Source organism: Streptomyces sp. NPDC058335 (assembly GCF_042723915.1).
Taxonomy (GTDB): domain Bacteria; phylum Actinomycetota; class Actinomycetes; order Streptomycetales; family Streptomycetaceae; genus Streptomyces.
Map to the genome: position 1 here is coordinate 203,681 of NZ_JBHXHX010000007.1, position 14,190 is coordinate 217,870.

Annotated in this window: 12 protein-coding genes; 10 read left to right on the forward strand and 2 right to left on the reverse strand. The window is 70.2% G+C overall.

Annotated elements, in window-relative coordinates:
* Window positions 1-71: 71 nt before the first annotated feature.
* From ACFWJX_RS15710 to ACFWJX_RS15725, 4 genes are read left to right on the forward strand one after another with little or no spacing between them, the layout of a single operon-like run.
* Window positions 72-1,688, forward strand: coding sequence for a carboxyl transferase domain-containing protein (locus ACFWJX_RS15710; RefSeq protein WP_383242423.1), 1,617 nt, complete (start codon window positions 72-74; stop codon window positions 1,686-1,688).
* 14 nt (window positions 1,689-1,702) lie between these two features.
* Window positions 1,703-3,652 (forward strand): acetyl/propionyl/methylcrotonyl-CoA carboxylase subunit alpha, encoded by a 1,950-nt coding sequence (locus ACFWJX_RS15715; protein WP_383242425.1) that lies wholly within the window; start codon window positions 1,703-1,705, stop codon window positions 3,650-3,652.
* Entirely contained in the window at window positions 3,649-4,626 is a 978-nt protein-coding gene (locus tag ACFWJX_RS15720) for a hydroxymethylglutaryl-CoA lyase (protein ID WP_383242428.1), read from the forward strand. Before ACFWJX_RS15715 ends, ACFWJX_RS15720 begins: the two co-directional genes overlap by 4 nt.
* Window positions 4,627-4,631: 5 nt before the next feature.
* Window positions 4,632-5,792 (forward strand): acyl-CoA dehydrogenase family protein, encoded by a 1,161-nt coding sequence (locus ACFWJX_RS15725; protein ID WP_383242431.1) that lies wholly within the window; start codon window positions 4,632-4,634, stop codon window positions 5,790-5,792.
* 75 nt (window positions 5,793-5,867) lie between these two features.
* Here the strand turns inward: ACFWJX_RS15725 and ACFWJX_RS15730 are convergent, their stop codons facing one another.
* Window positions 5,868-6,173 carry a hypothetical protein gene (locus ACFWJX_RS15730; protein ID WP_383242434.1) on the reverse strand — a complete coding sequence of 102 codons (306 nt, stop codon included), beginning with the start codon at window positions 6,171-6,173 and terminating at the stop codon, window positions 5,868-5,870.
* The gene (locus tag ACFWJX_RS15735) at window positions 6,170-6,682 is read right to left on the reverse strand and encodes a DUF6232 family protein (protein WP_383242437.1); all 513 of its coding nucleotides are present in this window, start codon (window positions 6,680-6,682) and stop codon (window positions 6,170-6,172) included. The genes ACFWJX_RS15730 and ACFWJX_RS15735 overlap by 4 nt, the downstream gene beginning before the upstream one ends.
* A gap of 324 nt (window positions 6,683-7,006) precedes the next feature.
* Here ACFWJX_RS15735 and ACFWJX_RS15740 point away from each other — a divergent pair, with 324 nt between their 5' ends.
* The 6 genes from ACFWJX_RS15740 (at window position 7,007) to ACFWJX_RS15765 (ending at window position 14,160) form a co-directional block, all read left to right on the forward strand.
* Window positions 7,007-8,056 (forward strand): ABC transporter substrate-binding protein, encoded by a 1,050-nt coding sequence (locus tag ACFWJX_RS15740; RefSeq protein WP_383242440.1) that lies wholly within the window; start codon window positions 7,007-7,009, stop codon window positions 8,054-8,056.
* A 94-nt stretch (window positions 8,057-8,150) separates the two neighbouring features.
* Window positions 8,151-8,960, forward strand: coding sequence for a siderophore-interacting protein (locus ACFWJX_RS15745; RefSeq protein WP_383242443.1), 810 nt, complete (start codon window positions 8,151-8,153; stop codon window positions 8,958-8,960).
* A gap of 173 nt (window positions 8,961-9,133) precedes the next feature.
* On the forward strand, window positions 9,134-10,576 hold the full coding sequence (gene desA / locus ACFWJX_RS15750; protein WP_383242446.1) for a lysine decarboxylase DesA: 1,443 nt from the start codon (window positions 9,134-9,136) through the stop codon (window positions 10,574-10,576).
* Complete coding sequence (locus tag ACFWJX_RS15755) at window positions 10,560-11,843, forward strand: lysine N(6)-hydroxylase/L-ornithine N(5)-oxygenase family protein (protein ID WP_383242450.1); 1,284 nt, start codon at window positions 10,560-10,562, stop codon at window positions 11,841-11,843. Before desA ends, ACFWJX_RS15755 begins: the two co-directional genes overlap by 17 nt.
* Window positions 11,840-12,394, forward strand: coding sequence for a GNAT family N-acetyltransferase (locus tag ACFWJX_RS15760; protein WP_383242453.1), 555 nt, complete (start codon window positions 11,840-11,842; stop codon window positions 12,392-12,394). The genes ACFWJX_RS15755 and ACFWJX_RS15760 overlap by 4 nt, the downstream gene beginning before the upstream one ends.
* Window positions 12,391-14,160 carry an IucA/IucC family protein gene (locus ACFWJX_RS15765; RefSeq protein ID WP_383242456.1) on the forward strand — a complete coding sequence of 590 codons (1,770 nt, stop codon included), beginning with the start codon at window positions 12,391-12,393 and terminating at the stop codon, window positions 14,158-14,160. The genes ACFWJX_RS15760 and ACFWJX_RS15765 overlap by 4 nt, the downstream gene beginning before the upstream one ends.
* Window positions 14,161-14,190: the final 30 nt, after the last annotated feature.

Genomic DNA, 14,190 nt, shown 5'->3' on the forward strand with positions numbered 1-14,190 from the left:
GCTCGTTAACCTGATGGAAATGGTTAACGCTCATTAACAGTCGACCACTGGCCGTGAGGGGACCGCAAGGTATGGAGCAGGCACCGGAGCTGACCAGCGCGGCAGACCCCGCGTCGGAGGCCTGGCGGGCCAATGAGAGGGCCCACCTCGCACTCGTCGAGGAGCTGCGCGGCAAGCTCGCCGCCGCCCGGCTCGGCGGGGGTGAGAAGGCGCGGGCCCGGCACACCGCGCGCGGGAAGCTGTTGCCGAGGGACCGGGTGGACACCCTCCTCGACCCCGGCTCGCCGTTCCTGGAGCTGGCCCCCCTCGCCGCCGACGGGCTCTACGACGGGCAGGCCCCGGCCGCGGGCGTGATCGCCGGGATCGGCCGGGTCAGCGGCCGTGAGTGCGTGATCGTGGCCAACGACGCCACCGTCAAGGGCGGGACGTACTACCCGATGACGGTGAAGAAGCATCTGCGGGCCCAGGAGGTCGCTCTCGAGAACCGCCTGCCGTGCCTGTACCTGGTGGATTCGGGCGGCGCCTTCCTGCCCATGCAGGACGAGGTGTTCCCGGACCGCGAGCACTTCGGGCGGATCTTCTACAACCAGGCCCGGATGTCCGGCGCCGGCATTCCGCAGATCGCGGCCGTGCTCGGCTCGTGCACGGCCGGTGGGGCGTATGTCCCCGCGATGAGCGACGAGGCCGTCATCGTGCGCGGCCAGGGCACGATCTTCCTCGGCGGTCCCCCGCTGGTGAAGGCCGCCACCGGCGAGGTCGTCACCGCGGAGGAGCTGGGCGGCGGCGAGGTCCACGCGCGCGTGTCGGGCGTCACCGACCACCTCGCGGAGGACGACGCGCACGCCCTGCGCATCGTGCGGACCATCGTCTCGACCCTCCCGGCCCGCAGTCCGCTCCCCTGGGAGGTGCGGCCCGCGGTCGAGCCGAAGGTCGACCCCTTCGGGCTGTACGGCGCGGTCCCGGTCGACTCCCGTACCCCCTACGACGCACGGGAGATCATCGCCCGGATCGCCGACGGTTCGCGGTTCGCCGAGTTCAAGTCCGAGTTCGGGCAGACCCTGATCACCGGCTTCGCCCGCATCCACGGGCACCCGGTCGGCATCGTCGCCAACAACGGCATCCTGTTCTCCGAGTCCGCCCAGAAGGGCGCCCACTTCATCGAGCTGTGCGACCAGCGCGGCATCCCGCTGCTGTTCCTCCAGAACATCTCCGGCTTCATGGTCGGCCGGGACTACGAGGCCGGTGGCATCGCCAAGCACGGCGCCAAGATGGTCACCGCGGTCGCCTGCACGCGCGTGCCCAAGCTGACGGTCGTGGTCGGCGGGTCGTACGGCGCCGGGAACTACTCGATGTGCGGCCGGGCGTACTCCCCGCGCTTCCTGTGGATGTGGCCGAACGCCAAGATCTCCGTGATGGGCGGTGAGCAGGCCGCCTCCGTCCTCGCCACCGTCAAGCGCGACCAGATGGAGGCGCGCGGCCAGGAGTGGCCGGCCCCGGAGGAGGAGGCGTTCAAGGACCCGATCCGGGAGCAGTACGAGCGCCAGGGCAACGCCTACTACGCGACCGCCCGGCTCTGGGACGACGGGGTCATCGACCCGCTGGACACCCGCCAGGTGCTGGGTCTGGCCCTGACCGCCTGTGCCAACGCGCCCCTGGGTGAGCCCCAGTTCGGCGTCTTCCGGATGTGAGGGGCTTCACGACCATGTTCGACACAGTCCTCGTGGCCAACCGCGGCGAGATCGCCGTCCGGGTCATCCGCACCCTGCGGGCGCTGGGCGTGCGCTCGGTGGCCGTCTTCTCCGACGCGGACGCCGACGCCCGGCACGTCCGCGAGGCCGACACGGCCGTACGGATCGGTCCGGCGCCGGCCGCCGAGAGCTATCTGTCGGTGGAGCGGCTGCTGGAGGCCGCCGCCCGCACCGGCGCCCAGGCCGTCCACCCCGGCTACGGCTTCCTCGCGGAGAACGCCGGCTTCGCGCGCGCGTGCGCCGACGCCGGGCTCGTCTTCATCGGACCGCCGGCCGAGGCGATCTCCCTCATGGGCGACAAGATCCGCGCCAAGGAGACCGTGCAGGCGGCGGGCGTCCCGGTGGTGCCGGGATCGAGCGGCAGCGGGCTCGGCGACGCCGAACTGGCCGCCGCGGCGCGGGAGATCGGCATGCCCGTGCTGCTGAAGCCGTCCGCGGGCGGTGGCGGCAAGGGCATGCGGCTGGTGCGGGAGGCGGACCGCCTCCTGGACGAGATCGCCGGCGCCCGCCGTGAGGCCCGCGCCTCCTTCGGGGACGACACGCTCCTCGTCGAGCGGTGGATCGACCGGCCCCGGCACATCGAGATCCAGGTCCTGGCGGACGGCCACGGCCGGGTGATCCACCTGGGCGAACGCGAGTGCTCCCTCCAGCGCCGGCACCAGAAGGTCATCGAGGAGGCGCCCAGCGTGCTCCTCGACGAGGCCACCCGCGCGGGCATGGGCGAGGCGGCGGTCCAGGCGGCCCTGTCCTGCGGCTACCGGGGCGCGGGCACCGTGGAGTTCATCGTCCCCGGCGGGGACCCGAAGGCGTACTACTTCATGGAGATGAACACCCGTCTCCAGGTGGAGCACCCCGTCACCGAGCTGGTCACCGGGATCGACCTGGTGGAGTGGCAGCTGCGGGTGGCGGCCGGCGAGCAGCTGCCGTACACGCAGGACGACATCCGGCTCACCGGGCACGCCGTCGAGGCACGGGTGTGCGCCGAGACCGTGTCCGTCCGAGAAGGCGCGCGCGGGTTCCTGCCGTCCGGCGGCACCGTGCTGAGGCTGCGGGAGCCGCAGGGCGAGGGCGTGCGCACCGACTCGGGGCTGACCGAGGGCACCGAGGTCGGCAGCCTGTACGACCCGATGCTGTCCAAGGTGATCGCGTACGGACCCGACCGGGCCACCGCGCTGCGCAAGCTCCGGGCCGCCCTCGCGGACACGGTCACGCTGGGCGTGCCGACCAACGCCGGGTTCCTGCGCCGGCTGCTCGCCCATCCGGCGGTCGTGTCGGGCGAGCTGGACACCGGCCTGGTCGAGCGGGTCATGGACGACCTGGTCCCCACCGACGTACCGGAGGAGGTCTACGAGGCCGCCGCGGCCGTGCGGCTGGAGGGGCTGAGGCCGTCCGGGCCGGGGTGGACGGATCCCTTCTCGGAGCCGAGCGGGTGGCGGCTGGGCGGGGAGCACCGGCCGGTGGCGTTCCCCCTGCGGGTGCCGGGACTCGAACCCGTCACTCGTGAAGTCCGCGGCACGTACGCCGTCACCGACGACCTGGTCAGCGTCGCTCTCGACGGCGTCCGGCACACCTTCCAGCGGGCCGGTGACTGGCTGGGCCGCGACGGTGACGCCTGGCAGGTGCGCGACCACGACCCGGTGGCCGCGGCCCTGACCGGGGCCGCGCACGCGGGCGCCGACTCGCTGACCGCGCCCATGCCGGGCACGGTGACGGTGGTGAAGGTCGCCGTCGGCGACGAGGTGACGGCGGGGCAGAGCCTGCTGGTGGTGGAGGCGATGAAGATGGAGCACGTCATCTCCGCCCCGCACGCCGGCACGGTCGCCGAACTGGACGTCACCGCGGGCACGACCGTGGCCATGGACCAGGTGCTGGCCGTGATCGCGCCGTATGCGGAGGAGGGATGACCGTGCGAGGACTTCCGATGACCGTGCCCGCGCCCGGCCTGCCCACGCGGGTCAGGATCCACGAGGTCGGAGCGCGCGACGGCCTGCAGAACGAGAAGACGACCGTGCCGACGGAGGTGAAGGCCGAGTTCGTGCACCGGCTCGCCGAGGCCGGGCTGACCACGATCGAGGCGACCAGCTTCGTCCACCCCGAGTGGGTGCCCCAGCTCGCCGACGCGGAGCAGCTGTTCCCTCTGCTGTCCGGCCTGCCGGTGGAGCTGCCGGTGCTGGTGCCGAACGAACGGGGGCTGGACCGGGCCGTCGCCCTGGGAGCGACCCGCGTCGCGGTGTTCGCCAGCGCCACCGAGTCCTTCGCCAAGGCCAACCTCAACCGCACGGTGGACGAGTCGCTGGCCATGTTCCGCCCGGTGGTGGAGCGGGCCAAGGCCGACGGGGTGCATGTGCGCGGCTATCTCTCCATGTGCTTCGGCGACCCGTGGGAGGGTGCGGTCCCGGTCCCCCAGGTCGTCCGGGTGTGCCGGGCCCTGATCGACATGGGCTGCGACGAGCTGAGCCTCGGCGACACCATCGGGGTCGCGACCCCCGGCCATGTCGAGGAACTGCTGACCGCGCTCGGCGAGGAGGGCATCCCCGTCTCCGCGCTGGGCGTGCACTTCCACGACACCTACGGCCAGGCCCTCGCCAACACGCTGGCCGCGCTGCGGCACGGCGTCACCACCGTCGACGCCTCGGCGGGCGGCCTGGGCGGCTGCCCGTTCGCGAAGTCCGCCACCGGCAATCTCGCCACCGAGGACCTCGTGTGGATGCTGACCGGCCTCGGCATCGACACCGGGGTCGACCTCGGCCGTCTCGTCGCCACCAGCGTCTGGATGGCCGGCCGGCTGGGCCGGCCCAGCCCGTCCCGCACCGTCCGCGCCCTGTCCCACGAGGACGCAGAGGGCCAAGAGGGCCGCGAGGCCCACAAGGAGCAGTGACCGCCATGGACCACCGACTCTCCCCCGAACTGGAAGAACTCCGGCGCACCGTCGAGCAGTTCGCGCACGACGTCGTCGCGCCGAAGATCGGCGACTTCTACGAGCGGCACGAGTTCCCGTACGAGATCGTCCGCGAGATGGGCCGCATGGGCCTGTTCGGGCTGCCGTTCCCCGAGGAGTACGGCGGCATGGGCGGCGACTACCTGGCGCTGGGCATCGCGCTGGAGGAACTGGCCCGCGTCGACTCCTCGGTGGCGATCACCCTGGAGGCGGGGGTGTCGCTGGGCGCGATGCCGATCCACCTCTTCGGCACCGAGGAGCAGAAGCGCGAGTGGCTCCCCCGGCTCTGTTCCGGCGAGATCCTGGGCGCGTTCGGCCTGACCGAGCCGGACGGCGGCAGCGACGCGGGCGCGACGCGTACGACGGCCCGGCTGGACCCGGACACCGACGAGTGGGTGATCAACGGCACGAAGTGCTTCATCACCAACTCGGGCACGGACATCACGGGACTGGTCACGGTCACCGCGGTGACGGGCCGCAAGCCGGACGGCAGGCCGCTGATCTCCGCGATCGTCGTCCCGTCCGGCACCCCCGGCTTCACGGTGGCCGCGCCCTACTCCAAGGTCGGCTGGAACGCCTCGGACACCCGCGAACTGTCCTTCACGGACGTCCGGGTGCCCGCCGCCAACCTGCTGGGCGAGAAGGGGCGCGGCTACGCCCAGTTCCTGCGCATCCTGGACGAGGGCCGCGTCGCCATCGCGGCGCTGGCGACGGGCCTCGCGCAGGGCTGTGTGGACGAGTCGGTGAAGTACGCGAAGGAGCGGCACGCCTTCGGCCGGCCGATCGGCGCCAACCAGGCGATCCAGTTCAAGATCGCCGACATGGAGATGAAGGCCCACACGGCCCGCCTCGCCTGGCGCGACGCGGCATCCCGTCTGGTGTCCGGTGAACCCTTCAAGAAGGAGGCGGCCCTGGCGAAGCTGTACTCCTCGACGATCGCCGTCGACAACGCCCGCGACGCCACCCAGGTCCACGGCGGCTACGGCTTCATGAACGAGTACCCGGTCGCCCGCATGTGGCGCGACTCCAAGATCCTGGAGATCGGCGAGGGCACGAGCGAGGTCCAGCGGATGCTGATCGCGAGGGAGTTGGGGCTGGTGGGCTGACCGGCGCGTCGGCCGCCCTCCTTCCGGGACGTTCGGCGGGGCGTCAGCCGCCCAGCAGGCCGCGTAGGCCCTCGATCAGGTCCCGTACCGGTGCCGCCGCCGCGCCGAGTGCCGCGACGGCGCCGGTGATGGCCACGAGGCCGCGCGCCGCTGGGCGGCGGGGCGTGCGCCGTCGGCGACGACCGGCAGGTTGTCGTCGACGGTCCGGGCGGCGTCCGGGGCGAGGGTGCCGCGCAGTCGCTCGAGTTCCCGCCGCAGTGCCTCGACCGCCTCCTGCGTGGAGAGCGGCTGGCCACCCTTGACGATGCCGATGTTGCCCGTGCCGCCGTTCATGGCCACCTGATCGCCGCCGCCGTAGCTGTTGAAGGTGTCGCCGCTCACCTCTTCACCATCCCCGTGTTGTTGAGACCGCCGTACATGTTGACCGTGTCCCCGAACTGGTAGTTCTTGGGGTTGACCTGGAGGCTCTCCACCCGGACCTGGAACTCGGCCTCGGGGTTCTCGATGGCGTGGACGATGTAGAGGACGAGCTGGCGCAGCTGGGTCGGGTCGGGCAGGGTCACCAGGGCGGTGGATCCGCTGGAGGTCTCGACGGCCAGGACGTGTTCGTTCGGGGTGTTCCACACCTTCAGCAGGTGGAAGAGCAGCCCGAGCACCACGGCCAGGCCGAGCACCCACACCACCTGCGCGCTGTCGTCCTGGGAGCTGGAGGACGAGGAGTTCGCGTCGACCGCCTGGACCACGACGAACACCATGACCGTGATGCCCGACCACTTCAGGAAGTCGTTGAGCGCTTCCATCCGCTTGGGCTTGAGGACGAAGGTGTGGACGCGAGCGACGTTGTGCAGCGGATAGGCCGCCTCCCCGACCCACAGCAGCCGTCTGCTCACCTTCAGCTCGACGGTGCGCCCGTTCCCCGGAGGCGGTGGTACGGGCACCGACGCCCCGAGTGTTCCCTGAGTCTCCAAGTCCCCCCGTCAGCATGTGCACATGTGAGCTGGTGGGGACCATTAAGCAATCGAAGATGTCTCAGCAAGAGGCGATTTACAGTCAACTCGCCCTTTTCTTCGGCCGCTTGACCGAATCTGACGGGCGTGGAGGCCTTGCATGACCGGGGTCGACGGGCCCCGCCCCCTGGACAAGATCTGAGGTTAGGCTAACCTACCTTCGAATTGTCCGGCGGTGATCCGCCCCGTTCGAAAGCAGCCACCTTCATGTCCAACGCCAGAGCCCCTCACCTCACCCGTCGCGGCATCCTCGCCGCTGGTGGCGCCCTCGGTCTCGGCGCCGTGCTCGCAGCCTGCGGGGACGACGATTCGGAGAGCGGTGGCTCGAAGTCGACGGAGAGTGCCGCCGCCAAGTCCGGCCCCTGGACGTTCAAGGACGACCGCGGTACCACCGTGAAGCTCGACAAGGTCCCGGCGAACATCGTCGCGTTCACCGGCGTCGCGGCCGCCCTCTACGACTACGGCGTCCAGGTCAAGGGCGTCTTCGGGCCGACCAGGACGACCGACGGCAAGGCCGATGTCCAGGCCGGCGACATGGACATCACCAAGGTCGAGGTCATCGGCAACGTCTGGGACGAGTTCAACGTCGAGAAGTACGCGGCCCTCGCGCCCGACGTGCTCATCTCCACGACCTTCGACAGCGCCGGCACCCTCTGGTACGTCCCCGAGGCCTCCAAGGACAAGATCGCCAAGCTCGCCCCGAGCGTCGCGGTCTCCGTCTACGACCGGCAGATCACCGCTCCGCTGGAGCGCATGTGGGAGCTGGCCGAGTCGCTGGGCGCGGACATGGCCGCCGCCGAGGTGACCGACGCCAAGAAGCGCTTCGAGACGGCCGCCACCCGGCTGCGCGCCGCCGCCAAGGCCAAGCCCGACATCAAGGTCATGGCCGGTTCCGCGAGCGACCAGCTGTTCTACGTCTCCGGCACCAACCTCTCCATCGACCTGGAGTACTTCAAGGCCCTCGGTGTGAACTTCATCGAGCCGCCGGAGAGCGCCAAGGCCGAGGGCGGCGGCTGGTACGAGTCGCTGAGCTGGGAGAACGTCGACAAGTACCAGGCCGACATCATCATGATGGACGACCGTTCCTCGACGATCCAGCCGGCCGACATCGCCAAGCCCACCTGGAAGCAGCTCCCCGCCGTGAAGGCCGGCCAGGTCATCTCCCGCTCGCCCGAGCCGATCCTGTCGTACGACAAGTGCGTGCCGCTGCTGGAGAACCTCGCCGAGGCGCTCGAGAAGGCGAAGAAGGTCGCCTGACAAGGGTGACCGGGGGCGTGGGTGAGCCGCACTTCGGCCCAGCCGCACGCCCCCGAGAATGCCGGCTGCCCCTCCCCACACGTCAGGAGCCCGCATGACCACGGCCGTTGCCGCCCCGTTCCGTTTCTTCTCACTCCACGTCGTGCGGACGAGGCGGCTCGGCCCGTCCCTGGTCCGGGTGAGTTTCACCGGGGAGGACCTCCGGCACTTCTTCTCCGACGGCTACGACCAGTCGCTGTCGCTGTTCCTGCCGCATCCGGGGCAGGACGCGCCGGCCGTTCCCGTCGAGCTGGGGGACGGCTGGTGGCAGGGCTGGCGTGAACTGCCGGACGACGTACGGGCGGTGATGCGTTCGTACACGCTCCGGGAGCTGCGCCGGGATCCCGACGAGGTCGACATCGACTTCGTGCTGCACACCCCGGCCGGGCACGCCTCGGCGTGGGCCGACCGGGCGCGCGCCGGTGACCGGGTGTTCCTGCTCGGGCCCGCCGTCGCCGACAACCGGGCGATCCGGTTCCGGCCGCCGCAGGACACCGACCTGGTGCTGCTGTGGGGCGACGAGACGGCCCTCCCGGCGATCGCGTCGATCCTGGAGTCGCTGCCCGCCGGACAGCGCGTCCGGGCGTGGCTGGAGGTGCATGACCCCGCAAGCGCACGGAACCTGGTGACCGCGGCGGACGCCGAGATCACCTGGCTGACCGACGGGACCTCCCTCGACGCCCTGCGCGAGGCCGAACTCCCGCCGACCGAGCGGCCGTACGTCTGGATCGCCGGCGAGTCCGGCTCGGTGAAGGCGCTGCGCCGGCACCTCGTGCGGGAGCGGGGCATCGACCGGCGCCGGGTCACCTTCGTCGGGTACTGGCGCCAGGGCATGACCGAGGAGGAGCTGCGCGCCGCCGAGTAGCAACCACGTGGCCCGCCGGGGTGGCTGACCGGTGGGCAGCGACGTGATCACCGTCACGGCGAAGCCTGCGACCTGATCGACTTACTTAGGTTAGGCTAACCTAAGTTGAATCGGAGATTCCACCCCGCGTCCGTCCCCCGGCGGACCCGTCCCCATCCCGGAGGACCCCCACGATGCGCTCGCACCTGCTCAATGACACGAACGCGGAGCGGTACCGCCGCACCGTGACCGAAGGAGTCGAGCGGGTGGCAGCCAAACTCGCCGCCACCGACCGTCCGTTCACCGGCATCACGGCCGACGCCCTCGCTCCCCGCATCGAGAGCATCGACCTCGACCGGCCCCTGGGCGACACCGCGGCGGTACTGGACGAGCTGGAGGAGGTCTACCTCCGCGACGCGGTCTACTTCCACCACCCCCGCTACCTCGCCCACCTCAACTGCCCGGTCGTCATCCCGGCCGTGCTCGGCGAGGCGGTCCTGTCCGCAGTCAACTCCTCCCTGGACACCTGGGACCAGTCGGCCGGCGGCACCCTCATCGAGCGGAAGCTGGTCGACTGGACGGCCGCCCGCATCGGCCTCGGCCCCGCCGCCGACGGCGTGTTCACCTCCGGCGGCAGCCAGTCCAACCTCCAGGCGCTCCTCCTCGCCCGCGATGAGTCCAAGACCGACTCCCTGGAGAAACTGCGCATCTTCGCCTCCGAGGTCAGTCACTTCAGCGTGAAGAAGTCGGCCCAACTGCTGGGCCTGGGCCGGGACGCCGTGGTCACCGTCCCCGTCGGCCACGACAAGCGCATGCAGACCGTCGCCCTCGCCCGCGAACTGGAGCGCTGCGCGCAGGACGGCCTCGTCCCCATGGCCGTCGTCGCCACCGCCGGCACCACCGACTTCGGCTCCATCGACCCGCTGCCCGAGATAGCCGAACTGTGCGAGCAGTACGGCACCTGGATGCACGTCGACGCCGCCTACGGCTGCGGCCTGCTCGCCTCGGTGAAGTACCGCGGCCGGATCGACGGCATCGAGCACGCCGACTCCGTCACCGTGGACTACCACAAGTCCTTCTTCCAGCCGGTGAGTTCCTCGGCCGTGCTGGTCAAGGACGCGGCCACGCTGCGCCACGCCACCTACCACGCCGAGTACCTGAACCCGCGCCGCATGGTGCAGGAACGTATCCCCAACCAGGTCGACAAGTCCCTCCAGACGACCCGCCGCTTCGACGCGCTCAAGCTGTGGATGACGCTGCGCACGATGGGTGCCGACGGCATCGGCCAGCTCTTCGACGAGGTCTGCGACCTCGCGGTGGAGGGCTGGAAACTGCTGGCCGCCGACCCGCGCTTCGACGTCGTCGTCGAGCCGTCGCTGTCCACCCTGGTCTTCCGCTACATCCCGGCGGCCGTGGCCGACCCGGCCGAGATCGACCGCGCCAACCTGTACGCCCGCAAGGCCCTGTTCGCCTCCGGCGACGCGGTGGTCGCGGGCACCAAGGTGAGCGGCCGCCACTACCTGAAGTTCACCCTGCTCAACCCCGAGACGACGGTCGACGACATGGCCGCCGTACTGGACCTGATCGCCGGCCATGCCGAGCAGTACCTGGGAGAGTCCCTTGACCGCGCGTCCTGAAAACCCCGCCGCCACCCACGACTTCGTCGGGATCGGACTCGGCCCCTTCAACCTCGGCCTGGCCTGTCTGACCGAGCCCATCGAGGAACTCGACGGCGTCTTCCTGGAGTCGAAGCCCGACTTCGAGTGGCACGCGGGCATGTTCCTCGAAGGCGCGCACCTGCAGACGCCGTTCATGTCGGACCTGGTGACCCTCGCCGACCCGACCTCGCCGTACTCCTTCCTCAACTACCTGAAGGAGAAGGGCCGGCTGTACTCCTTCTACATCCGCGAGAACTTCTACCCGCTGCGCGTCGAGTACGACGACTACTGCCGCTGGGCCGCGAACAAACTGACCAGCGTGCGCTTCTCGACGACGGTCGCCGAGGTGACGTACGACGAGAGCGCCGGGCTGTACGTCGTGAGCACCACGGCCGGCGAGGAGTTCCGCGCCCGTCACCTGGTCCTCGGCACCGGCACCCCGCCGCACGTCCCGGAGGCCTGCGCGGACCTGGGCGGCGACTTCCTGCACAACTCCCGCTACCTACAGCACAAGGCGGAGCTGCAGAAGAAGGAGTCGATCACGCTGGTCGGCTCAGGCCAGTCGGCCGCCGAGATCTACCACGACCTGCTCAGCGAGATAGACGTCCACGGCTACCAGCTGAACTGGGTGACGCGCTCGCCGCGCTTCTTCCCCCTCGAATACACCAAGCTGACGCTGGAGATGACGTCCCCCGAGTACGTCGACTACTTCCGCGAGCTGCCGGAGCCCACCCGCTACCGGCTCACGGCCGAGCAGAAGAGCCTCTTCAAGGGCATCGACGGGGATCTCATCAACGAGATCTTCGACCTGCTCTACCAGAAGAACCTCGGCGGCCCGGTGCCCACCCGCCTGCTCACCAACTCGGCGCTGCGCGACGCGCGGTACGAGAACGGCACGTACACCCTGTCCTTCCGCCAGGAGGAGCAGGGCAAGGACTTCGAGCTGGCCTCGCAGGGCCTGGTCCTGGCCACCGGCTACAAGTACGCCGAGCCCGAGTTCCTGAAGCCGGTCCGCGACAGACTGCGCTACGACTCGCAGGGCAACTTCGACGTCGCCCGCAACTACGCCATCGACACCACGGGCCGCGGTGTGTTCCTGCAGAACGCGGGCGTGCACACGCACAGCATCACCAGCCCGGACCTCGGCATGGGCGCCTACCGCAACAGCTACATCATCCGCGAGCTGCTCGGCAGCGAGTACTACCCGGTCGAGAAGACCATCGCGTTCCAGGAGTTCAGCGCATGAGCACCACCTCCGCGGCCGTCGGCCGCCTCACCCTCCGCCCCCTCGACCCCCTGAAGGACGCCGAGCTGCTGCACTCCTGGGTGACGCACCCCAAGGCGGCCTTCTGGATGATGCAGGACGCCAAACTGGTGGACGTCGAGCGCGCCTACATGGAGATCGCGGCCGACGAGCACCACCACGCCCTGCTCGGGCTGCACGACGGCGTACCCGCCTTCCTGATGGAGTACTACGACCCACGCCACCGCGAGCTGGTCGGTCTGTACGAGCCGCGGCCCGGCGATGTCGGCATGCACTTCCTGGTCGCCCCCACCGACCGGCCCGTGCACGGCTTCACCCGCGCGGTCATCACCGCCGTCATGGCACACCTCTTCGCCGACCCGGCCACCGAGCGGGTCGTCGTCGAGCCCGACGTCTCCAACACGGCCGTGCACGCCCTGAACGAGGCCGTCGGCTTCGTGCCGGAGCGCGAGATCCAGAAGCCGGAGAAGCCGGCACTGCTCAGCTTCTGCACGCGGGAACGCTTCGTCGCGGCCACGGGGGTGGGCGCATGAGCCTCGCCGACGCCGTGGCCCACCTCTCCCCCGAGCGCTGGGAGAAGGCCAACCGCCTGCTGGTCCGCAAAGCCCTCGCGGAGTTCGCGCACGAGCGGCTGATCACACCCGAACTCACCGACGACCGGTACGTCGTCCGCAGCGACGACGGCCTGACGTACTACCGCTTCACCGCCGTGCGCCGCGCCCTCGACCACTGGCAGGTCGACGCCGACTCGATCACCCGGACCCGCGACGGCGCCGAACTCCCGCTCGCCGCCATGGACTTCTTCATCGAGCTGAAGCGCACGCTCGGACTGAGCGACGAGATCCTGCCGGTCTACCTGGAGGAGATCTCCTCCACCCTCTCCGGCACCTGCTACAAGCTCACCAAGCCGCAGGTGCCCGCCGCGGAACTGGTAGAAAGCGGCTTCCAGGCCATCGAGACCGGGATGACCGAGGGCCACCCCTGCTTCGTCGCCAACAACGGACGGCTCGGCTTCGGCGTCCACGAGTACCTGTCGTACGCGCCGGAGACCGCGAGCCCGGTCCGCCTGGTGTGGCTGGCCGCCCACCGGTCGCGGGCCGCGTTCACGGCGGGCGTCGGCATCGACTACGAGTCGTTCGTCCGGCAGGAGCTGGGCGAGGAGACCGTCGACCGCTTCGACGGCGTACTGCGCGAGCGAGGCCTCGACCCGGCCGACTACCTCCTCATCCCCGTCCACCCCTGGCAGTGGTGGAACAAGCTCACCGTCACCTTCGCCGCCGAGGTCGCCCGCGGGAACCTGGTGTGCCTGGGCGAGGGCGACGACGAGTACCTGGCGCAGCAGTCCATCCGGACGTTCTTCAACAGGTCAGCCCCCGAGAAGCACTATGTGAAGACGGCCCTGTCCGTCCTCAACATGGGCTTCATGCGCGGTCTGTCGGCGGCGTACATGGAGGCCACCCCGGCGATCAACGACTGGCTGGCCCAGCTGATCGACAACGACCCGGTGCTCAAGTCGACGGGACTGTCGATCATCCGGGAGCGGGCGGCCGTGGGCTACCGGCACCTGGAGTACGAGGCGGCGACCGACCGCTACTCGCCGTACCGCAAGATGCTGGCCGCACTGTGGCGGGAGAGCCCCGTCCCCTCCCTCCAGGACGGCGAGTCCCTCGCCACGATGGCCGCCCTGGTGCACGTGGACCACGAGGGCAGGTCGGTGGCCGGCGCGCTGATCGAGCGGTCGGGTCTGGCCCCCACCGAGTGGCTGCGGCACTACCTGCGGGCGTACTACACCCCGCTGCTGCACACCTTCTACGCCTACGACCTGGTCTTCATGCCGCACGGCGAGAACACCGTCCTGGTGCTGAAGGACGGCGTCGTGCAGCGGGCGGTGTACAAGGACATCGCCGAGGAGATCGCCGTCATGGACCCGGACGCGGTGCTGCCGCCCGAGGTCCGGCGCATCCGGGTCGAGGTCCCCGAGGACAAGAAGCTCCTGTCGATCTTCACGGACGTCTTCGACTGCTTCTTCCGCTTCCTCGCCGCCGACCTGGCCGCGGAGGGGATCCTGGAGGAGGACGGCTTCTGGCGCACCGTCGCCGAGGTCACCCGCGAGTACCAGGAGGCGAACCCCGAACTCGCCGACAAGTTCCGGCAGTACGACATGTTCGCCCCCGAGTTCGCGCTGTCCTGCCTCAACCGGCTCCAGCTGCGCAACAACAAGCAGATGGTGGACCTGTCGGACCCGTCCGGCGCCCTCCAGCTGATCGGCACCCTGAAGAACCCCCTCGCCGGGTTCTGACCCCGACAGGCGGACGCCCCCGAGTACGGT